Source organism: Ruegeria atlantica, from assembly GCF_001458195.1.
GTDB lineage: Bacteria > Pseudomonadota > Alphaproteobacteria > Rhodobacterales > Rhodobacteraceae > Ruegeria > Ruegeria atlantica.
In genome coordinates this window covers 23,527-48,480 of sequence record NZ_CYPU01000019.1, presented here as the reverse complement: position 1 = coordinate 48,480, position 24,954 = coordinate 23,527, and the positions used below count along the sequence as shown (strand labels likewise).

Below are 24,954 nucleotides of genomic sequence, written 5' to 3'. Positions count from 1 at the left end.
ATGAAAATTCTTGTTATCAACCCCAATACAACCACTTCCATGACTGACAAAATCGCGTCGGCGGCGCGCGCTGTTGCCCGTCCCGACACAGAGATTGTGGCCGCCAGTTCGCAAGACGGCCCAGCCAGCATTCAGGGATTTCTGGACGTCGCAACTTGTGTGCCAGGGTTGTTGAAGGAGGTCGTTCAGCACAGAGACGTAGACGCAATAGTCATTGCCTGTTTTGACGATACAGGGCTGGACGCTTTGCGTACACTCGTTTCCGTTCCTGTGCTAGGCATTGGTGAGGCCGCGTATCATGCGGCCAGTATGATTGCGAACAAGTTCAGCGTTATCACTACTCTGTCCCGCTCGGTGCCGGGGCTGGAAAACAATCTGATGCGCTATGGGCTTGCCCAAAAGTGCGGGCGTGTTCGAGCGACTGAAATTCCTGTTCTCAAGCTTGAAGAGGGCGACCCGGCCACGCTGGACAAAATCCGGTCAGAAATTCGTGTGGCAATTGAACAGGACAATGCAGAAGCAATCGTTCTTGGATGCGCAGGAATGGCTGACCTAATGGCCCATCTCAGCGAGGAGTTTGGCTTACCCGTTATCGATGGGGTGGCTGCAGGTATCACCTTTGCAGAAGCGTTGGTGAACAACAAACTTAGAACGTCGAAAATCGGTGCCTATTCGTATAGCTAGCAGCGGTTCGTTGCTCTTGTATGGCTAATTTGACCTGCAAAACAATTGATCGTCGCAACGCGTTGTAAGCGGACTTCGATGCAGCCGCAGCGAATTGGTGCTTTGTCCGCAGAGTTCCGGGGGGCCGCCAAATGTCTTTGCCTTTGCGATCACTTTGTCAGTCAATTCCTGCTCCCAATATCTGAGAACCTCATCCAAAAGCTCACGGACGTTCTTGAAATGCCAGTAAAAGCTGCCGCTTGTTAGATTCAGTCGCTTTGCCATTGGCACGACCTTTATCGCGGAAACGCCGCCCTCATTGAGTACTTTGTAGGCCAGCAATATCCAGTCTTCCTTGGTCGCGGCGTTTTTTGGTGAGCTTCGATCGATAGATTCTGACATTCAAATTACAGCATTCTTTATTTTACATAGAGCAGTCTATGGACTTACCGTAGAGATGTCTATGGTGAGCAAGAGGTTCACGGTTTCGTGTTCTCTTACGAGGCTTCGCTTTGAAGGGGGGGATCAATGAATAACTTAATGAAAACCGCAGCCGGCACATTGATGGCATTAGGCATGACGCTGGCTGGCACAGCCACGGCGCAAAACGCCTTACCGACGGGTCGGAGTGCCACTGAAATCGAAAACGGTGTATATCCCGCGTCTTACTTTCCCAACACTGAAATCCTCGGCGAGGATGAGTTGCGTATCACGGCATTGGGTACGGGTATGCCAAACCAAACCAAGGCAGCCGTTTCGATTTCGTTTTATGTAGAACTTGGGAATGGGGACGTCTTTCTGTTTGACGTAGGAACTGGCGCAACGGGCAACCTGTTCTCGCTGCGACCGGACTTTGCAAAGGTCGATAAGGTCTTTTTCAGCCATTTACATGTAGACCACGTTGGGGATTTTATGGGTCTGCATGTTGGGGGTTGGCTTTCGGGCAGATATACTCCGCTCCGCGTCTTCGGCCCGTCCGGGTCAGAGGATGAACTGGGCACCAAAGCCTATGTCGAGGGTATATCTAAAGCCTATGCTTGGGATTTAGCGACACGTACGGGGGCGCTGCCGGATGATGGCGCCAAGCTTGAAGTCACTGAATTCGATTACATGCAGGAAAACGAGATCGTTTATCAGGAGAACGACGTAACTATCCGTTCCTGGCCTGCTATCCACAGCTTAGATGGCTCGGTGAGTTATTCTCTGGAATGGAACGGACTTAAATACGTCTTTGGCGGAGATACTTACCCAAACAAATGGTATGTAGAATATGCGAAAGGGGCGGACATCGCATCTCACGAGGCGTTTCTTCCACCTGATGCTTTGGCCCCGTATTTTGGATGGGACATGAAACAGGCGACCTATGTAGCTACGCGCGTTCATACCGAACCTGCGGCTTTTGGCAAAGTGATGTCTGCGGTCGAGCCGCGTATGGCCCTCGGGTATCATTCTGTTCTATCACCCGAAAATTATCAGGCGATTTTGGAAGGCGTCCGTTCGACTTACGATGGACCGCTCACGCTGGCGCGAGATCTTCAGGTGATCAACGTAACCAAGGACCAGATCGTTGTTCGGGAAGCGAGTGTTGATGACTATGCATTGCCACCAGCTGTAAGCGACGAGTACATCAATGCCCCGCGTTCAAAAGAAAAAGAGCCGTCCGACAAAGTCAACGCGGGCAAATGGGATGGTTACACGCCACCGCCAATGCCGGAAAATTGACGTTCAGGGGTGAACAAAATTTTAATTTGGCGGTATCTGTGCCGACTATTCCTGATGCTGAGCGTGATGGTCTCGGGTGCACAGGCCGTTTCAGCAGATGTCGTTTTGACAAACGGTTCGGAAGTCGCACCCAATATTGCTGTCCTTCATGTCAAAGATGATGGGGTTTACGTCGACCTTGAGGTCTATGTCGAAGATATTCCGTTGTTTGCGGATATGCTTCCAATAGAGTGGTCATCAGATTTCGTCGGGGGTGAGCCGGAGGTTGAGCAAGATTCCAATCAAGGTTCTAAACAAACTGTAAGTCGGGCGCTGTCTATTGTTGCAAGGGACGAACAGCACCTACACGCTGAAATCAGAAAGTTAGAATACCGAACGCGCATCGACCGGGCCTCGCCGCTTGCAGGTCAGCGCGATCCATTCTCGGGCAAAACTGTTCCCAGCCCGCCAAAAGATCCGCGTGTTCTGTTCGTCGAAGTGTTCTTTCCGTTTCAAAACTCAGTTCCCAACGAGCTGACCATATTGCCTCCATCGCAGGATGGCGAACCACTGGTAACAATCGGGATGCAGGTTTTTGACCGAGAGGTTCCGGTCACGGATTTCAGTTTCTTGGCAAAGCCGGCAGAGTTAAAGATTCACTGGCCTGATCCGTGGTACAGCCGCTTTTCTGCTGAAAGCCTGAATCGAAAAGCTCAGGACGGGACATCCACCTTTCTCTACATCGAACCTCGTGAAGTTCGGCATGAAACACTGATCCGCTTGCGTGAACTGGCGCCTTGGATTGGTGAAACTTTCGAAGTGGGGCAAACGCTTTCGCCACAGCATAGCGCCTTGATCGTAAACCAGGCGGCGTCTTTTTTGGCTTCTCGCAACCCGGTGACCATTGATGGCAAGTCAGTGCAACCATCAAACGCTACTGCAAAACTCCTGGAGCTGACATCGCAGGGTTTTCAGGTTGTCGAGCCGGGAAAGGAAGTGTCTGTGAACAATACGTTTATTGGAGCTATCCTGTCTTTCTCATCGGCAGACCTTCCCGATCAGGTGGCGGTCACTTGGGATATATTTGACGAGGAAATTTCCCGCGTTGCGACCATTTCAAACGATATCGCCGGGCCGTTCTTTGGAGCTGTTACACCTGCGGACCCTCAGTTTCACTGGCAGAACCACCTACTCCGATACCAAAGAGCATCTGTTACTCAGATTCCAGTAGAGCAGCAGAAACGACAGAACCCGGCCGTGGCTTTGATCGCCGGGACTATCAGCGCCGTCTCACTCTGTTTTCTCCTGCTAACCAGAGGCAAAGTCGCAAAGCGTGCCAGTTGGGCGACTATGATTGCCGCTGCTTCGGCAACGTTTGTATTTTCGGGATATTTGCCGGAATTACCCTGGAGTAAGACCGAGCCCCCTGAGCAGCAGGTTGCGGAAGATATACTGCGCTCGATGGTCGAAAACTTGAACACGGTGACCCTGGAAACTTCGCCGGCGGCAAGAAAGGCAGAGCTGGCCCACATTGTAACGGCGGCATCTCTGGGCGACATCGCAACAGAGGTAGAACGTGGTCTCGTAATCCGAACGCCAGGAGGCAGTCTTGCGACAGTTACAGATATTAGTGCGCTGAAAGTGGAGTACATTGACCCGACCCTTAAACCGGGTGGGTTTAGTACTCTGGCCAATTGGACAGTGAAAGCCCAAGGCGGTCATTGGGGACACGCCCATATACGCGCGGTTACGTTCCGGGTGCTAGCCGAGGTTGTACCTGAGTCAGGGCAATGGAAGCTGGATGGATTAACTGTGATCGAGGCTCGCGATCCAAATGCATAAGTGTTTAAGACCAAAGGTTTTTGCTTTCAGCGCTCTGTTTGTCGGTGTGTTTTTGTCACTGACGCTATCGGCCTCGGCACATTTTTTGCTTAACCTAAACGTTCGAATTTCGCATGTCGAGCATTCCGAAGACGGTCTGCGTGTCTACATCCGTACGCCCATGCCTTATCTGGTTGCAGACAAGGTCGGTGATCAGGATGGTGATGCTTTGCCGAAAGCTGCACCATTCACGACTAATGCCATGAGCGACGGTCAGTTGGTCCACTTTGTCGACTTGCAAGCTGCCATGAGCGATCCCAATGGGCTGGGGCAATTCGCCGAAGTTGGGTTGCATCTGTTTGTCGACAATCAGCGCTTAAGAGGAACAGTTAAGTCCGTTCGCTTGCATCGCGTTGGAAATGAACCCGGATTTGCAACTTTGGCCGAAGCTCAACAGGCCGTGGCCGCTGAAACGGCCTTAACGCCACCGCTGTTTGTTGGTGACACAATTGTCGATCTCGTCCTGCATTATGACACTGACGGCCCGGTCCAATCGTACAGCATTGCCAACGTGCTGGACCCCGGCTTGCCGGATCAGGACCAAACGGCCAACCTCCATCTCGACTACGCGTCGGACACACCGCAGATATTCCGATCTCGGGGCCTAATGACTGAACCATTGGTGGTTCAGCAAAAGGGGTATGGAGGATTCCTGAGTTTTGTCTGGGAAGGTATACGACATATCCTCGAAGGATTGGATCATGTTCTTTTTGTTGTGTGTTTGGTCATTGGAGCGCAGACACTCAGGGCGCTATTGCTGCGTGCAACTGGTTTTACCGTTGGGCATAGCGTAACGCTGTCGCTGGGGTTTTTCGGGTTTGTACCATCGGGCGCGTGGTTTGTTCCTGCCGTCGAAACCGGAATCGCGCTTTCTATCATATTTGCAGCTGTCGCAGCGTTTATGAGTTTTAAGGACAGCGCGCGCTCTGAGGTCACGATGGTGCTTCTGACGACGCTGATTGGCCTCTTGCACGGGCTTGGGTTTAGCTTTGTGTTGCACAAGATTTTGCAAGTTACATCCCCAAACATCTGGCAAAGCCTGCTTGCATTCAATCTTGGCGTCGAGCTTGGCCAGGTCGCCATTATTCTTGCGCTCTGGCCTGCCTTGATAATGTGTCGTCGCGTGAACTCCAGTTTGTGGATGTCCTTACGAGTGGGCTTAGCCGGTGGATGTGCGGCTATCGCCTGCTATTGGACCTTTCAGCGAGTTGCCGAGGTTTATTCCACGTTGGCTTAGGGTCATTGCGATGGCGTGTGCCGTGATGGTCGCCTAGGAGAAAAGCGAACATTCGGCTGTTCCGCAGCATAAGACAGATTGGGCTCGGTGCCGTCGTTCGCTGCAATTGGTATGAACGAACACTATACTGACAAAGCGACTGTCTGCTTCAGTTAGGCTCTCCCAACTCTACGGCAAGCCTATGGTTTCCAGATATCGATTTGCTAGGGCACCCGGATATTACCAGATTCTTGGGTGTGACCTTCTTCCTATGACCCCGGATTAACCGGGGCCATAAATTTCGCCCGATGAAGGGTACTTACTAGGGAAGAAGCACCGTGTCGATTGCGTGGATTACGCCGTTGGAAGCTGAGATATCAGGAGCGATGACGTTTGCTCCATTGATTTTTACGCCGTCAGTTCCATCCGCAGTGAGGGTGCCACCTTGAGCAGTTGTAAGCGAACCTTTCTTCCCGGCCAGCGAACTTGCGGGGAAGTTACCAGGAACGACGTGATACGTCAGGATAGTAACAAGCTGATCCTTGTTTTCCGGCTTCAAAAGATCATCGACAGTACCGGCTGGAAGGGCAGCAAAGGCCTCATTGGTCGGAGCAAATACGGTAAATGGACCGTCACCCTGCAATGTTTCCACCAATCCAGCAGCCGAAACAGCCGCCACAAGGGTCGAGAACTGGTCGCTAGACGAAGCAACTTCGATGATGTCGTCACCTCCGGTCGAACATCCGGCAACCAGAGCCATCAGGCCTGCAGCAACAGTGGATTTCAGAACAAATCTACGATTCATGGGTGTTTCTCCTTTTGTTCTTGTGTCGGCCCTACGAACCGATTGAACCAATAGATATCATTTCCGCTGATGGCCGTCATTCAAAGACTGCTTTGGGCTCAGTGCAGTCATTGCCGCCAATAAGACGAATGCCCGTTCTGTCCGCATCTCGGCCATCCGTGCATATCGCAGCGAATGACCGTTTTGAGCTGTGGTTTCAACTGATCGCTGCAACACAAGCTTCAAATTTCTCCGCTGGCGTTTGGTAATGCAAGGTCTTTCGAGGTCGCTCGTTGAGCTGGCGAGCGACGGCGCTGAGTTTGGCTTGGCTAAAGCCCGATATGGTCTTGTCAGAAGAACTTGGGTTGAGCGGGGCAGGGGTGTTGCGTAGCTTTTGCCCATGACCAATCCTGCCTCTTTCAAGTATTTCAAAACCAGCCCAGAGATCATCCGTCTTGCGGTGATGCTGTACATCCGTTTCCCGCTCTCGCTTCGGAATGTCGAAGATCTGTTGCACGAGCGAGGCATCGACGTGAGCCACGAAACTGTCCGATATTGGTGGAACAGGTTTGGCCCGATGTTTGCATCAGAGATCCGAAGAAAACGGGTTCAGCAACTCCGAGCCTTTTCGAAATCGAAGTGGCACGTTGACGAGGTTTTCGTGAAGGTGAATGGCAAGCGGCATTATCTTTGGCGGGCCGTTGATCATGAAGGCGAGGTACTGGAAGCCATTGTCACCAAACGCCGAAACAAGCAGGCTGCACTGAAATTCCTCAGGAAATTGATGAAGCGGCACGGAAAAGCGGAAAACGTCGTCACGGATCGCTTCGCCTCATACAGAGCCGCGCTCAGAGAGCTTGGCGCTACCGAAAAACAAAGGACGGGCAGGTGGCTCAACAACCGCGTCGAGAACTCGCACCTGCCGTTTCGACGAAGAGAACGTGCCATGCTGCGTTTCAGGCTTATGCGAAGTTTGCAGAAATTCGCCTCCGTCCACTCCTCCGTTTACAACCACTTCAACCAGCAAAGATCGTTAGCCAGTCGAGACACCTTCAAGCTGACCCGCGCCGCCGCTCTTAGCGAGTGGCGTCAACTTTGTTCCGGATAAGTTCGCGATTTCCGCGGCAAACTGAGACTAGTTCGAATTAGTCTGACAGCACCGTTTTCGTAAAGATCAACGGAGAGATGCATTACCTTTGGCGGGCCGTTGATCACGAAGGTGAAGTGCTGGAATCCTACGTTACGAAGCGGCGAGATCGTAAAGCAGCGTTGAAATTCTTAAGGAAATCTATGAAGAGGTATGGCCGACCAGAAGTAATTGTGACGGATAAACTTCGCTCTTATGGCGCTGCCATGAAAGTTATTGGCAACGCTGAAAGACAGGAAACGGGCCGCTGGTTGAACAATCGGGCCGAGAATTCCCATCTGCCGTTTCGACGACGAGAACGGGCCATGCAGCGCTTCCGACAGATGCGATGTTTGCAGAAATTCTCTGCCGTCCATTCTTCGGTCCACAACCACTTCAATCAGGAACGCCACCTTTACTCACGAGTGAATTTTAAACTCAACCGAACCGCTGCTCTCGCCGAGTGGCGCCAGCTTTGTTCCGCCTAGGTTCCGACATTTTCTGGCAAACTGAGACTGGTTCGAATTCGTCTGACAGCACCGTATCGTTCTCTGACATGGGATCGTGGAACAGAGATGGCCGGGCATAAGACGTTCACCCTGGCGACGGATATCGATGTCTTTTTGTGTGAACCACACAGCCCATGGCAACGCGGCACAAACGAAAACACCAACCGCCTGCTGCGACAGTACTTCCCAAAGGGCACGGACTTGTCGATACATAGTCAGGCAAAGCTCAGTGCTGTCGCAAGGCAGCTCAACGAACGACCTCGAAAGACGCTCAACTACGAAACACCAGCCGAGCGTTTCAATGCATGTGTTGCATCGACCCATTGAGACCGCCGCCCAAAGCGGACTCGTTGCGCCAACTGTGCTATACAAGGCTCTTGCATTCTTAAAACGTGCCGATGGGAATTGCCAATGTCTGACAAGGACGAGAGTTTCACATGCGTGACACGGCTCACTGAACGGAAAATAGTTTTTTGCACGTCTTGGTGAATAGCTAGTAAGGAGATCGATAAGATGAGCGATACTGTGGAAAACGATGCTCCTCCCGCAGGACCTCCATGGATTCAGCCTGAGATTCAGCAGATGATCGAATGGCGTGATGGGGACGTCGTCATTTCGGTGCCCATCAAAAGCGGCACAACTTGGACAATGAATATTGTTCATCAACTGCTGACCGGTGGGACTTCTGAATTTCGCGATATCTACGAGCAAGTCCCCTGGATTGAGTTCTTGGGTTACCCCGGGCAGCCCCATCAGGATGTTGTGGACCGAGTGGCCGCGATGCCCACAGATACTCGCCGCGCATTTAAGACACATTCCCCACCTCCCGGTGTGCCATTCCAGACAGCCGGTTCAGGCAAAGACGTGAAATACGTCGTCGTTTTCCGCAATCCCGAAGAAGGGGTCGTCTCTTTTAAGACATTCCTAGACAAGCACACAGACGAATGGTTCGACCTCTGGGAGATGCCAAGAGAAGCAATGTGCCGCCCAGACTTTCCGTCATTCTATTCCGAGGTTATAGATGGCCATGGCTTGCAGGGGGCCTTCTTTGGTTTCCTTGCAGCGTGGTGGCCGCTTCGGCATGAGCCAAACGTCATGTTCATCCATTTTGCGGATATGAAGCGAGACCACGAGGGATCTGTCCGAAAGATAGCGGAATTCTTAGGTGAGGAGCCGAGCCACGATCATTGGGCAAAAATCCTTGAGTACACATCGTTTCCGTGGATGAAGAAGAATGAGAACAAATTTGAGGCGAGCACTGCTGGCAAAGTTCCGATTCTCGGTTCTGGCGCAATGATCCGCAAGGGAGAAGTTGGCAAAGCAAAGGCCGACGGTATGACGGGCGAAATATCTCGGCACATGCGTGAGGTGGGTAGTCAGATTTTTCCTGATGTAGCGGCCGTAAATTGGCTTTACGAAGGGGGTGAACTCCCCTGATATGAAGGTCGCTGGGGTATCCCACGGAAGTACAAGGAAAATAGCTCTGCCCCTTTCGAGATTGAGGCGTTTTTCGCGAACGGCGGCATTGTCCGCATCTCGGTCATCTGACGGAAAAGGTCAGATGACCGCTCCGAGCCCGAAGCAGACCTTCGAAGTGCCTTTTTGTCTGTGCCTTCAAGAGGGGAATTGCCGGGATTCCCGACTACTCTTGAAATGAGCGGGAGATCGCGTCCATTGCAGCCCAGCCCAACGCGATATTCTCCTTGTCTGCACTCACTGGAAGCGATGAGAACTTAACGATTGCCGTCCTGGTCGTGGGGTTAATCCAAATGTGCTGACCGTTGACTCCGACGGCGAAGAACGAACCGTGGTCGTCTTTGGTCACATACCACTGATTTCGGTAGAAGCCGTCGGACCAAGTCTTAGAGTAGATTGTCGGCTGCCAAGCCGCGTTGTCCCCGTTAAAGCGGATATCGTCGATCCACCCAGACGGTATGATCTGTCGATCATTGTAGAAACCATCGTCCAGAACCATTTGCGAGAACCTAGCAAGGTCGCGCAAAGTCAGAACGAATCCGCCGTTTGCGGCGGCGGCGCCCTTGTAGTCGACCGTGATTTGGCCATCGTGGTCGGCTCCGAGCTGCGACCAGATCGCGGCGCTCATGTAGTCCGCAAACCGCTGTCCCGAAGCCCTTTCGATTAACCAGCCAAGAACGTCAGTGTTGATCGATGCGTATTGAAACTGCTGACCATGCGGTCGCGACGTGTCTTTTTCAATGGTAGCGGCAAAGGCATAGACCCCTTCCTCGGCCATGGGCGCATTTTCACCGCGCCAAGCTGTTGAGGCCTCGTGTGCGACAACCTCTGCTTCAGGGTCGGCGTAGTCCTCGCTGAAGACTATAGATGTTGTCATATCAAGAACTTGCCGAACCGTCGCATCACCAAAACCAGGCGCGCCAACCATCTCCGGGATATAGTCCGTGACCATCGCCGTCGGGTTCAGTCGTCCGTCATTCACGAGTATCCCAGCCAGAGTGCCTGTAACGGACTTCGACACGGACATCAGAAGGTGCCTAGTGTGCGGAGTCATTCCATTGAAATATTTTTCAAAGACGATATCGCCGTTGTGCAAAACGATGAAGCCATCGGTATACGTCCGGACCAGCATGTCTGCGACTGTCATCGGTTGACCGTCTAAGCCGTCAAAATGAAGCCCCGAGAGGTCTAGAGGCGCGAGATTGAGAGGCGCGGCCGGTCTTGAACCACGGCTGATATTTGCGACGTGCAGGAACTCGCTGATATGCTGAAACGCCCAACGATTGTCCGGGCCTTTGTCCCAAACAGAAATATCGATGGTTCGGGTTGGAGGCGTCCCTTGCATGATCCCCATCTCGGCCGCGGTCATCGGCCGTCCTTCGACAGTGTTGTCTTGCGCAAACGCCGCACTGGCAAATGCTAAGGCATAGAAATAGCATAGTGTTTTCATCGTTCTCTCCCCCATTTCTTTGAGTTTATACCGACAACCCGAAACCACCAAATGGTGCGAATGTGACGGTCTGCTTTGTCCGCAAGGCAGTCACTCACGAAATTTCGACGAACGACCGCGTTGAGCCCAAAACAGACAACTTGAAAAGGCAATTTCAGGTTTAAAACCAACCACCGAGAGCCGGCCTACATTGAATTTGGTAAGAAAAGTACAAGCCAAGGAAAAAAGACGATAATCAAAAGTCGAAGGATATCCACTACCCAGAAGGGAGTGACACCTCGAAATATCACAGATGTGGGGACATCCTTAACGACACCTTTTAGTACAAAGACATTCAAACCGACGGGCGGGGTGATCAGGCTTATCTCGGTGACCACGACGACAACAATACCAAACCAAACCGGATCAAACCCGAGACTGGTCACTACCGGAAAGAAGATGGGCACCGTAAGCAGCAGCATCGACAAGCTTTCAAAAACGCAACCAAGAAGAACGTAGACCAGCAGGATCAACACAATGACCAGTGTCGGCGACAGCCCCTGGGAAAGAACGAAGTTGCTAAGTGCCTCGGGCAGCCCCGCAAGATTGACAAAGTTCGAAAATATCCACGCTCCGATCAAGACCGCAAATAGCGTGGCCGCTGTCTGCACAGTTTCGATCAATACCTCCATGGTCGATGAAAAACTCAAGGATCTTCTGGACAATGCAATCAGGAAAGCGCCAGCGGCCCCCATTCCTGCAGCCTCGGTCGGGGAAAACGTTATGAAGAAGGGCCAGACATCCAACACACCGTAGAGCCCGCCAATCACTAGGAAGAACAGCAGCAGCACTGCCCAAATATCCCTGAGCGACAAAAGCCGCTCTCGCCATGAAACCCGCTCGCCCGCCGGTCCGGCATCCGGGTCTCGGGTCACCGAAAACCGGACAGCCACAAGATATAGCAAAACGCCCAGCAACCCTGGAGCAACGCCGGCGATAAAGAGCTTTCCGATGCTTGTTTCCGTCAACAGGCCATAGATGACCAAGATTACGGAGGGCGGTATCAGGATGCCCAAGGTGCCCCCCGCCGCAATGGAGGCCGTCGCCAGACTGTCTGAATACTTGTATTTTCGCATCTCCGGCATGGCGACCTTGGACATTGTCGCAGCTGTCGCCAGGGAAGAGCCACAGATTGCGGAGAAGCCAGCGCAGGCCACAATCGTCGCCATTGCCAATCCACCACGCATATGGCCGAGAAATGCGTAGGACGCGCGATAGAGCTCCTTTGAAAGGCCGCCCTTGTTCACGAAGAGGCCCATCAGGATAAAGAGAGGTACCACCGACAACCCATAATCCTGAGCCGTGTCGATAATCAGCCGACCCACCATCGAGATCGCGGCGCGAAATCCGCGCAATTCCACAAAACCCAGAAAGCCGACAAGCCCCATGGCTATGGCAATGGGCATGCGCAAGAAAACGAAAATTAAGACCGCTCCGAGCCCCAACAACGACAGAGTCATTCGGAGACCTCAGTATTAGCGATCTGGCGCACGACACTGCGCGCCAGAAAGGCAATTGCAGTGAGGGCGACAAAGATCGAGATAAACCATCCGACATAAAACTGTGGCAGGTTCAGATACTCTGTGACGTCGCCATACTGACGCGCCCGTTCCGCAAGTTCCCACACCCGTATTGCCGGCCAGATGAGAACTATCCCGCAGATTGCATCGATCAGGCTATCGCGCATTTGGGCCAGCCGTTCGCTGAAGAAAGGATCAAGCAGGTCCACGACGATGTTCTCACCCTTCCACGACACCAAGGGTAAGGCGGAGAATACGATAATAGCCATAAAAAGCCGGGTCAGTTCGGTCGCGCTTTCGATTGGATTGTCGAAGGCGCTTCGCAAAACTACGTCCAAGAACGTCATGCACATCAGCATGAACAAGGTGCCCGCCGCGATCCATGTGGGCAGATGAAGAACAACGTACCAGGGATTGCGTAGCCTCGGTTTCTGAATGTTAGCCATGCCTGCCTCGTAAAACTGCGGTCCCTTTACTAGGGCCCGCAGTGTTTCTTCGTAACGGTTCAGTTGCCTGACATCTGCTCGGCAATGAATGTTTGCACCGTTGCGGAGTCGATTCCTTTGTCCGACACCTCGGCAAGAACGCTTTCGATGATCGGGCCCGTCATTTCGTTCCAGGTTGCGACGTCAGATTCGCTGGCTTCAGTCCACGAGTTGCCCTCATTGGCTTCAATGGTTTCGATGCCAATCTGGTCAATCTCGTCCCACATGCGCCCGGCCACCTGAGAAAGCGCTTCGCCAGCTATGGTATCCAAAGCAGCGCGATCTTCATCTGACAGCCCGTCGTATTTGTCCTGGTTCATCACGATTGCAAAAGAGCCGCGATAGAACCCACCGGGCACAGAGTAACTGTGCGGTGCAACTTCGAACAGCTTGAAGCCTGCGCGGGCCTCCATGGGCATCATGACACCGTCAGCCGCCTTGGAGGCCAATGTTTCATAGACTTTTGGTGCCGGCACCCGGATACCGGTGGCACCGAGCGCTGCACCCACGTCTCCTGAAACCCCACCACCAAGCCTCAACTTCATGCCAGATATATCATCCAACGAGGCCAACTTGGTCTCCGAGTGCAGGATGCCGGGGCCGTGGGTCATCATAGCAAGAACCTTCACCCCGTCATGCTCGTTTGCTTCGGCGAGATATTTTTCATACGCTCGCCAATAGGCCACTGACGCGGCCTCGGCATTGCCTTCGTAACCAGGCAACTCGATCATCTTGGATGCCACAAAACGTCCTGGATTGTATCCGTGAAAAATCCAGGTGACATCCGCTACCCCGTCCAGAATAAGGTCGAACTGTGCCGGTGGCGCTCCCAATCCGTACTTTACTTCTGCGCTGATACGGCCTTCGGTGGCCTCTTCCAGCATTTTCGTGAATTCGGGCCAGAGTTTCGCATTCATGCCATGCGTTGGCGGCGCCCATGACGAGATTGTAAGAACAGTGTCCGCAGCCAGAGCTGCGCCTGCCGTCAACGAAATTCCAAAGGTCAGTAAAGTCGATCTGATGAGATGTTTCATGTTTCCTCCCGGTTTTTCCTAAATCTATCGCTTCCGCAGAATTCCTTACTGTGATTTAGATCTTTTTGTCCGCTTGGCGGACAGATGCGCTTTGTGCCATTTGCGCTGCTATCTGATGGGCCAAGTCTTTCATCGAACCTGTATAACGGGTGATAGCTTCGGTCATTGAAAACGCGCTGGCGATCCAGATGATCGATAGGCATCCTAGGACGCGATCCTCACATATGATTGGAACCGCTAAACTCGATGTGTCCGGTCGAAAGGTGCGAGGACTGCGCGTCGCGTATCCTTGTTTGCGGTATTGATCGAGGCGTGAAGCAATCCAGCTTTCCAGCAAAAAACGCTCGTCTTCGGGGTCGTTTTTGTTGCGCAGCAGATCAAGAATAATGCTTCTTTCCTTGTCTTCCAAGAATGCCAGAAAGGCGCGCCCAGCCGAAGACCTGAGTATCGGCAAGGACAACCCGGCCATGTTCCGATCAATCGAGAACGGGCTGCGCCAGTGCGTGGTTTCTTCGATGACCATGTGCAGATCGCGATAAACCGAAAGATCGAGAGGCCATGAATGCACGTCGGTGAATTCCGCAAGACCTGGGGCAGCAACACGGCAAATGTGCGAATGAGCAGCATAGTTGTCGCCCAGACCTGATGCACGAGGCGATACCCTGACCCGGGCGTCCGATGCCGACATCAGAATGTATCCCGCTTCTTCCAAAGTGTGGAGCAGCCGATAGACAGTCGGTCTCGGCACGCCAATCGCAGCGGCGATTTCGGCAGGCTTCGCCGAACCCTGACTGTTCACGAACCGCAACAAGTCCAGTCCGCGTAGCAGGGCACGAATGCTGGGTTGGTTGTCTACCGCCATTCTCATCCTTCAGGCCGTTCTGTTAGGCATTCTCAGGTGGCGACGACCTTTTGGTCAATAGCGCCGAAAATTGAATGGCCAGACGGGTTTCGCATCTCAAAGCGAATAGTATCTCCAGGTTCCATAAATCGTGTCTCTGCCTCACCCGTGGCGATGATCTCGATCATCCGTTTTTCTGCAAGGCATGACGATCCGACGATTTCATGGTCGGTGTTCGAAACTGTACCCGATCCAATGATGGTACCTGCACGCAATTCTCTGGTCTTTGCAGCGTGCGCAATTAACTGGGCGAAATCAAAGTTCAAGTCGGTGCCAGCTGGCACTTTGCCAAAGACTTTGCCGTTGTAGAAGGTTTCGAGCGGCAATGTAACTTTCGATCCGGTCCAGTATTCACCCAGTTCATCCGGCGTCACGCAAACCGGCGAAAACGCACTTGCAGGTTTTGACTGATAAAAGCCAAACCCCTTAACCAGTTCCGGTTTCATAATATTGCGCAATGAGACATCATTGCACAGCATTATCAGTTTGATGTGACCGGTCGCCGCCTCGGCAGAACACCCGACGGGCACATCGTCGGTGATCACAGCAATCTCGCCCTCAAAATCTAATCCCCAGTCTACATCAATGCAGGGAATGTCATCGGTCGGTGCCAGAAAATAGTCACCGCCCCCCTGATACATCAGTGGGTCCGTCTCAGCACCGGGGGGCATGTCAGCACCGCGGGCTTTGCGTACCAAGCGCATATGGCTGAGATATGCACTTCCATCAGCCCATTGATATGATCTAGGCAGCGGACTGGCCAATTGGTCCACGTCATAAGCCATCGTGTCAATCTCACCTTGCTCGACCAAGTCCGAGATCTCTTTCAGCGCTGTGGCTGAACTTTCCCAAGTTTCGAGCGCTTGCTGCAACGTTTGCGCAACTGATGTGGCAGATGCCATTTTGGTCAGGTCTTTTGACACGACGACGAGTGATCCGTCACGACCGCCGGATTTCAGTGATGCCAGTTTCATATCTATCTTTCGTTTTTTTCGGCTTAAAAAGGGACAGGGCTTGTTCTGGAAGTTCCAGGAGGGTTTCCGCGACAGCCGCGACGTACCGGTCGGGTCGCACCCAGACGGCGTTTGTTCCAATATCTGAGAGCACGGCGTCCAGCTGGGGGTGATCACGCGCATTAAGTGCGACAGCATCATCGCTGCATTCCGGCAATGAGGCGCGGCTGACAAGAAGGTGCTTGTGTCCAACAGCATCGTCCAGCCGCTGTCCGTCGGTATCAAGGTGCACTTGGGGAAAGGGACGCCCGACATAAGGGTTGTTTGTCTGCACCTGCAACAGTGCGCTCTGACCAAGCTTGGGCGCAATAGATCGCATGGCACCTGAACGCGAACTGTCTGCAAGTTGCAGGGCACTTTCCCGATCAAGCGAGTTGATCAGGCCGCCCAGACGAACCGCAGTTTCAACATAGCTGCGCGCGTGGGGCTTTCGTTCATCCTGATAGCTGTCAAAGAGCATCTCTTCATCGCCGCCATTGAGTGCTTTGACGAGCTTCCATGCCAAATTCGCGGCGTCTCGAATACCGGTGCACATTCCTTGGCCCATGAAGGGTGGCGTCAGGTGGGCGGCATCTCCGGCAATCAGAACCGGTCCCTTTCGCCAGATTTTCGCGACCTGTGAACGGAAAGTATAGACAGCACTGCGCTCGATCTCGGCATCGTCAGGCGTAATCCACCGCGATAGCAGATCCCAGAGACTCGAATGTTCCATTATTTCGGCGTCGGTTTCACCGTCCAAAGCCATGATTTCCCAGCGGCGGCGAATACCGGGGGCCCGGCAATAAGTCATCGGTCGGTCCGGGTCGCAGAATTGAATGGAATGATCGCCAAGCTCTGGCATTGGATGTTTGAGATGCAAATCGACAACCAGCCAGCGTTCTTCAAACCCCAGATCTTCCATTTCGCTGCCGATCCAGCGACGCACGGACGAATTGGCCCCGTCGCAGCCAACAACGTATCGAGCTTCAATGGTGGACTTGCAGTCGTTTGTCTTATCCTGTGCGGTTAACTCTACGCCATTCCCTGTGGGTTCAAGATTTACTACGTTGTGAAGTTCCAGCGTGGTGGCCGTCGGGGAACGCGCCAGTTCGGCTCTCAACAGCGTTTCGAGATCAGGCTGATGCAATCTGTAGCTTGCGTGCCACCCATGTTTCGTAACGTTTTGCGGTCTTGGCCAGTCCAGCAGCAACTCATTGTTTTCATCTACGAACTTCATGCCCGGGTTGATGTGCACCAGCTTAAAAAGCGCGTCAGCTATCCCGACGGTCTGGAAAACGCGCATCACTTCGTCATCGAAGTGCACGGCGCGGGGCAGATGGTACATCTGGCCTTCGCGATCCAGAACCACAACCGAAACACCGCTTTTGGTCAGGAGGTTGGCAAGTGTCGCGCCGGTAGGACCAAACCCGATAATCGCAACGTCATACATCGTTCAGACCTCGGGGACTTGTCCGTAGAGCCACGGGCAATTCACAACGTTAGGTGCCCGGTGCCCCGCGGCTGCGGTTGCCAATCGCTTATCCCGAAAGGCGGCGCGTTCCTGTTCGTTCAGGTACAGCCGTTCGTGGCCCCAAAAGCTGGGCCCGACATTTGTTTCACATGCCTCCCAGGTGGATGGATCAATGATCCTCCCGCCCCAACCGCTTTCCACGAAAAAGCCCGACGGCGTATGGGCATAAAAGCTTGTCATGTAATCATTTGTGTGCCGCCCTAATGTGTAAGCGATTTCGGCAAGACCTATTTGCGCCAGGTCATATCCCTGGCCCACGTCGTCCAAATTGTCGTACTCCACCATAAAGTGATGAAACCCTGCCTGCCCTGACCCAACGATAGCAAAGCTGTGATGCCGGCCATTGACATGAAAGAAGTAGAGAGGAATTGGCTTCAAGCCGTAGTCGCTCAAATGAAAGCCAAGAACGTCGCGATAGAATGGCACGAGCGCTTCGGCGTCGGACACATGTAAAACAGCGTGCCCCATGCCATATGGGCCGGTCTTGAAACCCTCAATTGGTCGACCCGGGATAAAGGGATCTGTTGTTTTCTCCGGCTTCCAGACGAACTCAAGCCGATTCCCTGCAGGATCGACACATGTAATGATTTCCGTCACATAGCGGCGATCGGCCAGTCCGCGATCCCCCGGGGTCACATTGTGCCCCGCCGCCTCCAGTTTGGTGGCAAGCCTTTCCAGGTCAGACTTCTCGCCAACCTCCCATCCGATGTAGGCCAGAGTATCGCCGGGCTCGTCTGATATGATTAACCGCTGGCGCTGATCATCCATCCGAAACGCCGTATTGCGACCCCCGTGATCCAAAACCTGCATGCCCAGCACATTGCCGGCGAACTGCCGCCAATCGTCTGACTTGTTGGAACGAATACCGATGTAGCTTAGCGCGGTGATCATACTAATCTTCTCCCGAAGATATTGCTTCCCCAATTCACGGTAATAAGCATGCCACAAAATACTTTTGTCCATCAGATGGACAGGAGGGACAGCAATGTTCCGCCTGGCTGGCTCCTTTAATTTGGATGCGCGTCTTAGACTACCAATAAACTACAGCTCAGAAGAAGCGAACCGTGCTCTGTCGTAGTGCAGCAAGGCTCTACTAACTTGGAGCGAATATCGCTGACGGCCGCCGCAATTAGAGATGAACAATTTATTTTCCCGAGGCCCAAAAAAGTTCGAACGGCATTGTCAGAAGGATTTGACTTGAGCCGGGCCGGGTGGGTTTGTAGCGTCCGATCATGACAAAACGCGATCCGTTCAAGTGTTTCCACAGCAGCCCCGAGGTCATTCGCTTGGCGGTCATGATGTACGTTCGCTTTCCGCTTTCATTGCGGAGCGTCGAGGACCTTCTGCACGAACGAGGTATCGACGTCAGTTATGAAACGATCCGGTTCTGGTGGAATCGGTTTGGCCCGTTGTTTGCCGCTGAAATCCGTCGGAAACGCGTTCAAAATCTCCGAGAGTACTCGAATTGGCGGTGGCACCTAGACGAAGTTTTCGTGAAGATCAACGGTGAGACGAACTATCTTTGGCGTGCCGTGGATCATGAGGGTGAAGTTCTGGAATCCTTTGTTACGAAGCGCCGAGATCGCAAAGCCGCGTTGAAATTCCTCAGGAAAGCAATGAAACGCTATGGGAGCCCACATGTCGTCGTGACGGACAAACTTCGATCCTACGGTGCTGCCATGAAAATCATAGGCAATGCACAGAAGCAGGAAACCGGCCGCTGGCGGAACAATCGAAGCGAGAATTCGCACCAGCCGTTTCGACGACGAGAACGGGTGATGCTGCGGTTTCGGCAGATGAAAAGCCTGCAGAAATTCTCCGCTGTTCACTCTTCGGTTCACAACCACTTTAATCTGGAACGCCACCTCTACAACCGCGATAATTTCAAGCTCAACCGCGCCGTTGCTCTCACTGAGTGGCGTCAACTCGGCGCGGCATAAGGACAGTGTCATTGTCCTTGTAGAGACTGGTTCGAATTGGTCTGACACCACCAGCATGAGCGCCCGCTGAAGGCACAATGCGTTACACTTCCGTGCCTAAGCTACGTCGAACCCACCACGGTGGATTGGACGAGGTTGTTGCACGCTTTGGTTTGATCGCGAGCAAACTGCGTCTGCTCAGACACCGGCAGGGTTCTCTATGTCGCGCCCAAGGGCTGCAAGATCAGAATATCGATCTCCGATACGATGATGTGGACGTCCTCTGGTTGCGGCCCCCAATGCGACGACAAGTTCGTTCACATCAGGTGCGTCATAGATGGAAAACTGTACGGTCAGATAATGTGAGCGCCGACCCGTATCATGTTTGTCCATCAACGGGATCTGGATCTGAGTGTTTGCCGGTCCGCGCGTGTTGGTGAAACCAAGATAGCTTTTGGCATCAACGGCCTCGCGGTAGAAATTGCCGAATTGCAATGTATGGATCAAGGCTGAGGCGTGCTCGACTTCGCAACTGGTTCCGGCGATGCAGGCCTTGCCATAGGCCTCGATTGCATCGCCGGAGCCGGCCAGCGCGATCAGGCGGTTGGTGAGCATTTCGCCCAAGACGGGGGCCATGCGCTGGATTTCTGGCTGCAAGTCTTCGACAAAACCGCGCCCGGCCCAGGGGTTTTCCACCACGGCTGCCACGCCGATCATGCGCAAGACTGGGTCAGAGGGACGACCGCCTTCGGTATGGATGTCTTCGTCAAATGTGATGACTTTGCGCAATTCGGGTATCATGGGGGTCTCCTGTCAGATGTGGTACTTGTGATTTCCGGACAATCTGTGCACGACGCCTTCGACTTCTGTGCCCTGATAGATGCCAAATGTGCCGTGCTGGTGCTCTTGTGCGTATCTGCGCAAAAGGGATCGCTCCGCATCATCCGAAACCCGTGAAAGTGGCAGATTGTCGAGAGTGAAATACGTCAATCCCGGCTCGGCGTCGCCTTGCAGGCGCGCGTGATAGACGATGCGTTGTGCACCCGTTTCCGTGACTTGATAGACCGCGTAAAGTTGCGTCAATTCGGCCTTCATCGCTTCATCGCCAAGGACCTTCAGTAAGGCCTGCGTCGAGGACGCGGATGGCAGCGTGACGCTTCCGTCAGCCTCTTCTTGCAACAACAACCCGCCTTCATGTGCCAAAACCGCGGCGATTGTCACATCACCTTTGGTTGCGGCCTCGGTCACGGCACGGTCCAACCCAAGATCAAAGTACGCGCCCTTGTAGTACCCCAGTGGATCCCCATCCGATGTCTCGAAATCGAGCACACGACCGATGAGGATGAGATGATCGCCTGCGTCCACCAGACGATGCTGCGCGCAGCCAAAGCTGGCAATGGTGCCATCGATGACGGGCATGTTCTGGGCATTTGAGTGCCATTTGACGGTCTCGAATTTGTCCGGCGACTGCAAGGCAAAGAGGCCGGAAATCTCTTTTTGGTCATCTGCCAGAATGTTCACGGTGAAATGATCGCAACCGGCAAACGTGTCACATGAATGCGCCGCCTTGCCGATGCAGACCAGCAAGAGCGGCGGGTCAAGTGACACGGAGGTGAAGGAATTTGCCGTGAAACCACGCGGTGTACCGTCTGACTGTCGGGTTGTGACGACGGTGACCCCGGTGGCGAAACGCCCGAAGGCGTCGCGCAGGGTGCGCTTGGTTTCTGGTGCCATCGGTGTGGGCGGCGTCAGGGTATCGAGCGTTGCATTGTCTGCACCCAAAGCCGGAGGTGGGCTCAACGCCCCATGCCTATGCGCACCAAAACGCAGCGGATTGGCGGCAACCGTCCAGGGTGTCGTTTCAGCATCCGGGCCATTCACCTGTGCGAGCATTTTGCGGGCCGCGACATGGGGGTCGCGGGCAATGTCTTCAATGGTGTTCAACGGGCCAAAGGGCACCTGACCGCCAAGTGTTTCGGTCAGCTCTTGCTTGCTCAGCTTTGAGAACCAGTCAGAGACCAGACGATCAACCTCAACCGCATTGGTAGCCCGCGCGCCGCGCGAGGCAAACCGCACATCGGTGCCAAGCTCAGGCTGGCCCATCAGTTCGGTCAGATGCCGCCAGAACGCATCATCGACAATGCCAAGCGCCACATGCCCGTCCGCAGCTGGGTACAACCCGAACGGGCTCAGAAAGGGGTGCCGGTTGCCCTCTGGTCCGGGCACCTTGCCGGTGAAATCGTGCAGATAGACCATGCGTTCGCACAAAGAGATCATCGCGTCGTACATGGCCACGTCGACGAACTGTCCTTTGCCGGTTGCCTCCGCCTCGCGCAGGGCGGCCATGATGCCGAAGGCCATCATCATTCCTGCAAATATGTCTCCCACGCCTGGACCGGTCTTGGTGGGGGTATTGGCATTTGGCCCGGTGATGGACATCAATCCGCCCATGGCCTGCGCCACCACGTCGTAGGAGGGCCAATCAGAATAGGGGCTTGTCCCCGTGCGCGGATCGCCAAATCCTCTGATCGCGGCGTAGACGATTCTGGGGTTCGCCTCAGCAAGTGTTTCATACGACAGCCCCAGACGATCCATGACGCCGGGCCGGAAGTTTTCGACAATCACATCTGAAGTGGCGGCAAGCGCGCGAAACTGTTCCTTGCCTTCATCGGATTTCAGATCCAGCTGGATGCTCTTCTTGCCGCGGTTCAGGCTTACGAAATAGCCCGCCCAACTGTGCTCCGGGTCGTCGTCCCGAAAAGGGCCGTTGCCACGGCTTGTGTCGCCCGTACCCGCTTCGATCTTGATCACTTCCGCACCGTGATCCGCGAGGTGCATGGTACAATAGGGCCCGGACAACATGCGGCTCAGGTCCAGCACGCGCAGGCCCTTCAGGATCTTCGTGCTCATTTGGTCAATTCCAGACCATCGAGAAAGTCGCGCAGGGGCGTGTTCACAGCCTCGGGGTTCTCGGCCAAGGCCATGTGACGCAGGCCCGGAAGGATGACAGCCTTTGACTGCGCAATCTCTGCCGCTATGGCGCGGGTCATTTCGGGGCCGTTGCCAAAGTCTTCGTCAGCGGTAATTACCAATGCAGGACAGGTGATGGGCGGTCGGGGCGCGACGATCTCGTCGATCCCATCAGCCAGGACGCGGTAGATCGTGTGATAAATGCTGATGTCATTTGCCACCACCCATCCCCGCACCTTATCCATCATCTCTGGGTTGGTGCGCCGGAAACTTGTTGTAAACCATCGTTCAAGCGCTGCGTCGACTGTGGCCTGCGGGCCTTCGCTGCGGGCCTGCTCCACCCGTTTCAGAATGGCGTCCTGCGCAGCATCGGTGCGTTTGTGGGGGGAGTGGAGGATGGCCAACGCATCCGTCCTGTCGGGACGGTCCTGAGCAAACCGCCGCGTGATCATGCCGCCAAGGGAAAATCCGACCAGCGTTGCTGAGCCGACATTGCAGTGATCCAGCAAGGCGGCCAGCTGATCTGAAAACACAGACAGGCTTGGCGTCGTGGGTGGCGGTGTACTTTGGCCATGCCCGAAAAGGTCATAGTGCAGCACGCGGTATCGATCACTCAGCGCGGGGGCCGTCCACTGCCAACAGTCCTGGTTCAGGCCCAGACCATGGATCATGACCACAACCGGCCCAACCTCTGGCCCGGCGCAGCGAAACGCGGTGCCGTCAGGTGCTTTACGCATCGTCTAACGGGCGGTAAGCAACCACCTCGACCTCTACCCGCGCGTCGACCAGCAGATCGCTGACGACGGCCGACCGGGTGGGCGGTTCTACAGGAAAGTACTCCCCGTAGACCGCATTGAAACCGGGGAAATCGCTGCGATCCCGCAACCAGACCATCGCTTTGATCACATCATCGCGGGTGCAGTCCGCCAGCGCCAGCGTGGCGGTGATGTCATCCAGCACGGCGCGGGTTTGCTCCTCTACCGTACCTGTTGTCATGGGCGCGCCATCCTTTATCGGGATTTGCCCGGTCAGATACACAAAGTCACCCACCCGTATGGCACGCGACAGGGACAAGACCCGCCCGCCAATTTCCAGCGGACCACCGATCACTTGCTTTTTTTTCGCCATGCACACCCCTCCCTTGCGGTGAGCCTGCCTTGATCCGCCAAAAGGTCTTTCGGATTTTTCGACAACCCCTGTCGTAATTTCGCGCACATGCAGCGCAAAAGCGGAGATGAATGAGAGGGTAACAGAGGGGGATGCAGTTCATGGGTGAGATCACCAACTACCAAATGCTGATCAATGGAGAGTGGTGTGATGCAGCGGACGGCGGCACCTTTGACGGCGTGAATCCCGCTGACGGCAAGGTCTGGAGCCGCGTGCCCGAAGCGACCGAGGCTGACGTGAACCGTGCGGTTGAGGCCGCGCATGCGGCCTTCACAACCGGACCCTGGGCGGGCATGACACCGACGCAACGGGGCAAATGCCTGCGCAAGCTGGGCGATCTGCTGGCCGAACACTCCGAGGTGCTGGGGCGCACGGAATCCATTGATACCGGCAAGATGCTGAAAGAAACCCGCTGGCAGGCGACCTACATCGCCGAGTTCTTTCACTTCTTCGCAGGCTGTGCCGACAAGGTGAGTGGTGAGACACTGCCCATCGACAAGCCCAACATGTTTGTCTTCACCAGACGTGAACCGCTTGGGGTGGTGGCCGCCGTGGTGCCGTGGAATTCTCAACTGTTTCTGGTGGCCGTCAAGATTGGTCCGGCGCTTGCGGCTGGCAATACGGTGGTGCTGAAAGCGTCTGAACATGCCAGTGCGGCGATGCTGGAGTTTGGCAAGCTGATCGAAGAAGCCGGCATTCCCCCAGGCGTTGTCAACATCATCACCGGTTATGGGGAGCCTTGCGGCCGTGCGCTGACGGGTCATCCGCTCGTGGCCCGCGTGTCTTTTACGGGCGGGCCAAATGCCGCGCGTCATGTGTTGGAGAACGTCAAACGCAACTTTGCCGAAGTCTCGTTGGAACTGGGGGGCAAATCCCCGTTCATCGTCTTTGACGATGCCAATATCGAAAGTGCTGTGAACGCCTCTATCGCGGGCATCTTCGGGGCCACGGGGCAAAGCTGTGTGGCCGGGTCACGGCTGTATCTGCACGACGACATTGCCGATCAATTCCTTAAACAGATGACCGCGCAGGCGCGCCAGATCGTGATTGGTGATCCGCTGGCGGAAGAGACCCAAATGGGGCCGCTTTGCACCACCGGACAGTTGGAGCACATCCAGCGCGAGGTGGAACATGCCCAAACAGAAGGCGGGAAGGTCCTGGTCGGCGGCAAGCAGCCGGAGGGGATGTCGGGTCTCTTTTATGAGCCTACGATCATCGAATGCCCCCGTCAGGATTTGCGTATTGTTGACACTGAATTGTTTGGCCCGGTCCTGTCGGTGCAGCGCTTCAAAACCGAGGAAGAGGTCCTCGCATTGGCCAATGACAGCGAACATGGGCTGGCAGCAGGTATCTTTACCCGCGACAGCGCGCGGTCGCTTCGCATGGCCGGCGCGGTGCGCGCCGGTATCGTCTGGGTGAACACCTACCGCGTGGTGTCTCCGATTGCGGAATTCGGTGGCATCAAAGGATCGGGATATGGCCGCGAAAGCGGGTTTCAGGCGATCTACGACTATACCCGCCCAAAGACGGTTTGGATGAACACATCTGATGAACCGATGGCCAATCCGTTTGTAATGCGTTGAGGGAGAG

At 54.4% G+C, this 24,954-nt stretch carries 22 protein-coding genes and 3 pseudogenes; 10 read left to right on the top strand and 15 right to left on the bottom strand.

The window, feature by feature from the left end:
• Window positions 1-684 carry an aspartate/glutamate racemase family protein gene (locus RUA4292_RS05780; RefSeq protein ID WP_058271321.1) on the top strand — a complete coding sequence of 228 codons (684 nt, stop codon included), beginning with the start codon at window positions 1-3 and terminating at the stop codon, window positions 682-684.
• A gap of 24 nt (window positions 685-708) precedes the next feature.
• Here RUA4292_RS05780 and RUA4292_RS25615 read toward each other — a convergent pair whose 3' ends face one another.
• Window positions 709-1,065, bottom strand: a complete 357-nt coding sequence (locus RUA4292_RS25615; protein WP_058276748.1) for a TetR/AcrR family transcriptional regulator — start codon at window positions 1,063-1,065, stop codon at window positions 709-711.
• Between the two features lie 138 nt (window positions 1,066-1,203).
• On the opposite strand from RUA4292_RS25615, the gene gntH reads away from it, so the two are divergent.
• Genes gntH through RUA4292_RS05760 form a run of 3 tightly spaced genes read left to right on the top strand, consistent with a single transcriptional unit; the run spans window position 1,204 to window position 5,482 of the window.
• Window positions 1,204-2,385, top strand: coding sequence for a guanitoxin biosynthesis MBL fold metallo-hydrolase GntH (gene gntH / locus RUA4292_RS05770; RefSeq protein ID WP_058276747.1), 1,182 nt, complete (start codon window positions 1,204-1,206; stop codon window positions 2,383-2,385).
• 9 nt (window positions 2,386-2,394) lie between these two features.
• The gene (locus tag RUA4292_RS05765; RefSeq protein WP_145974880.1) at window positions 2,395-4,206 is read left to right on the top strand and encodes a hypothetical protein; all 1,812 of its coding nucleotides are present in this window, start codon (window positions 2,395-2,397) and stop codon (window positions 4,204-4,206) included.
• A gap of 52 nt (window positions 4,207-4,258) precedes the next feature.
• Window positions 4,259-5,482 carry a HupE/UreJ family protein gene (locus RUA4292_RS05760; protein WP_233493361.1) on the top strand — a complete coding sequence of 408 codons (1,224 nt, stop codon included), beginning with the start codon at window positions 4,259-4,261 and terminating at the stop codon, window positions 5,480-5,482.
• 301 nt (window positions 5,483-5,783) lie between these two features.
• On the opposite strand, the gene RUA4292_RS05755 is transcribed toward RUA4292_RS05760, so the two are convergent.
• Window positions 5,784-6,266: a fasciclin domain-containing protein gene (locus tag RUA4292_RS05755; protein WP_058276753.1), complete on the bottom strand. Its 483-nt coding sequence runs from the start codon at window positions 6,264-6,266 to the stop codon at window positions 5,784-5,786.
• A 196-nt stretch (window positions 6,267-6,462) separates the two neighbouring features.
• Window positions 6,463-6,588, bottom strand: a pseudogene (locus RUA4292_RS24410) (IS30 family transposase); the annotation flags it as partial.
• 57 nt (window positions 6,589-6,645) lie between these two features.
• On the opposite strand from RUA4292_RS24410, the gene RUA4292_RS05750 reads away from it, so the two are divergent.
• The 4 genes and pseudogenes from RUA4292_RS05750 (at window position 6,646) to RUA4292_RS05740 (ending at window position 9,317) form a co-directional block, all read left to right on the top strand.
• Window positions 6,646-7,353, top strand: coding sequence for an IS6 family transposase (locus RUA4292_RS05750; protein WP_058276744.1), 708 nt, complete (start codon window positions 6,646-6,648; stop codon window positions 7,351-7,353).
• Window positions 7,354-7,406: 53 nt separating this feature from the next.
• A pseudogene (locus tag RUA4292_RS23890) lies at window positions 7,407-7,859 on the top strand (IS6 family transposase); the annotation flags it as partial.
• A gap of 54 nt (window positions 7,860-7,913) precedes the next feature.
• Window positions 7,914-8,207, top strand: a pseudogene (locus tag RUA4292_RS23885) (IS30 family transposase); the annotation flags it as partial.
• 186 nt (window positions 8,208-8,393) lie between these two features.
• Window positions 8,394-9,317: a sulfotransferase domain-containing protein gene (locus RUA4292_RS05740; protein WP_058276742.1), complete on the top strand. Its 924-nt coding sequence runs from the start codon at window positions 8,394-8,396 to the stop codon at window positions 9,315-9,317.
• 205 nt (window positions 9,318-9,522) lie between these two features.
• On the opposite strand, the gene RUA4292_RS05735 is transcribed toward RUA4292_RS05740, so the two are convergent.
• The 8 genes from RUA4292_RS05735 to RUA4292_RS05700 all read right to left on the bottom strand — a co-directional run bounded on the left by RUA4292_RS05735 (window position 9,523) and on the right by RUA4292_RS05700 (window position 18,199).
• Window positions 9,523-10,806 carry a serine hydrolase domain-containing protein gene (locus RUA4292_RS05735; RefSeq protein WP_058276741.1) on the bottom strand — a complete coding sequence of 428 codons (1,284 nt, stop codon included), beginning with the start codon at window positions 10,804-10,806 and terminating at the stop codon, window positions 9,523-9,525.
• 185 nt (window positions 10,807-10,991) lie between these two features.
• Window positions 10,992-12,305, bottom strand: coding sequence for a TRAP transporter large permease (locus RUA4292_RS05730; RefSeq protein ID WP_058276740.1), 1,314 nt, complete (start codon window positions 12,303-12,305; stop codon window positions 10,992-10,994).
• On the bottom strand, window positions 12,302-12,811 hold the full coding sequence (locus RUA4292_RS05725) for a TRAP transporter small permease (RefSeq protein ID WP_058276739.1): 510 nt from the start codon (window positions 12,809-12,811) through the stop codon (window positions 12,302-12,304). The genes RUA4292_RS05730 and RUA4292_RS05725 overlap by 4 nt, the downstream gene beginning before the upstream one ends.
• Window positions 12,812-12,870: 59 nt before the next feature.
• A complete protein-coding gene (locus tag RUA4292_RS05720) occupies window positions 12,871-13,884 on the bottom strand; it encodes a TRAP transporter substrate-binding protein (protein WP_058276738.1) in 1,014 nt (337 codons plus the stop codon).
• Between the two features lie 55 nt (window positions 13,885-13,939).
• A complete protein-coding gene (locus tag RUA4292_RS05715; protein WP_058276737.1) occupies window positions 13,940-14,746 on the bottom strand; it encodes a DNA-binding transcriptional regulator in 807 nt (268 codons plus the stop codon).
• Window positions 14,747-14,778: 32 nt separating this feature from the next.
• Entirely contained in the window at window positions 14,779-15,759 is a 981-nt protein-coding gene (locus RUA4292_RS05710) for a fumarylacetoacetate hydrolase family protein (protein ID WP_058276736.1), read from the bottom strand.
• Entirely contained in the window at window positions 15,725-17,227 is a 1,503-nt protein-coding gene (gene mhpA / locus RUA4292_RS05705) for a bifunctional 3-(3-hydroxy-phenyl)propionate/3-hydroxycinnamic acid hydroxylase MhpA (RefSeq protein ID WP_058276735.1), read from the bottom strand. Before mhpA ends, RUA4292_RS05710 begins: the two co-directional genes overlap by 35 nt.
• Window positions 17,228-17,230: 3 nt before the next feature.
• On the bottom strand, window positions 17,231-18,199 hold the full coding sequence (locus RUA4292_RS05700) for a VOC family protein (protein ID WP_058276734.1): 969 nt from the start codon (window positions 18,197-18,199) through the stop codon (window positions 17,231-17,233).
• Between the two features lie 341 nt (window positions 18,200-18,540).
• On the opposite strand from RUA4292_RS05700, the gene RUA4292_RS05695 reads away from it, so the two are divergent.
• A complete protein-coding gene (locus RUA4292_RS05695) occupies window positions 18,541-19,248 on the top strand; it encodes an IS6 family transposase (protein ID WP_058276733.1) in 708 nt (235 codons plus the stop codon).
• Between the two features lie 177 nt (window positions 19,249-19,425).
• Here RUA4292_RS05695 and RUA4292_RS05690 read toward each other — a convergent pair whose 3' ends face one another.
• Genes RUA4292_RS05690 through RUA4292_RS05675 form a run of 4 tightly spaced genes read right to left on the bottom strand, consistent with a single transcriptional unit; the run spans window position 19,426 to window position 23,325 of the window.
• Window positions 19,426-20,028 carry an amino acid synthesis family protein gene (locus tag RUA4292_RS05690; RefSeq protein WP_058276732.1) on the bottom strand — a complete coding sequence of 201 codons (603 nt, stop codon included), beginning with the start codon at window positions 20,026-20,028 and terminating at the stop codon, window positions 19,426-19,428.
• A 12-nt stretch (window positions 20,029-20,040) separates the two neighbouring features.
• Complete coding sequence (locus RUA4292_RS05685; RefSeq protein WP_058276731.1) at window positions 20,041-22,137, bottom strand: CoA transferase; 2,097 nt, start codon at window positions 22,135-22,137, stop codon at window positions 20,041-20,043.
• On the bottom strand, window positions 22,134-22,934 hold the full coding sequence (locus RUA4292_RS05680) for an alpha/beta fold hydrolase (RefSeq protein WP_058276730.1): 801 nt from the start codon (window positions 22,932-22,934) through the stop codon (window positions 22,134-22,136). The genes RUA4292_RS05685 and RUA4292_RS05680 overlap by 4 nt, the downstream gene beginning before the upstream one ends.
• Complete coding sequence (locus RUA4292_RS05675; RefSeq protein ID WP_058276729.1) at window positions 22,927-23,325, bottom strand: RidA family protein; 399 nt, start codon at window positions 23,323-23,325, stop codon at window positions 22,927-22,929. Before RUA4292_RS05675 ends, RUA4292_RS05680 begins: the two co-directional genes overlap by 8 nt.
• Window positions 23,326-23,465: 140 nt before the next feature.
• On the opposite strand from RUA4292_RS05675, the gene RUA4292_RS05670 reads away from it, so the two are divergent.
• The gene (locus tag RUA4292_RS05670; RefSeq protein ID WP_058276752.1) at window positions 23,466-24,947 is read left to right on the top strand and encodes an aldehyde dehydrogenase; all 1,482 of its coding nucleotides are present in this window, start codon (window positions 23,466-23,468) and stop codon (window positions 24,945-24,947) included.
• Window positions 24,948-24,954: the final 7 nt, after the last annotated feature.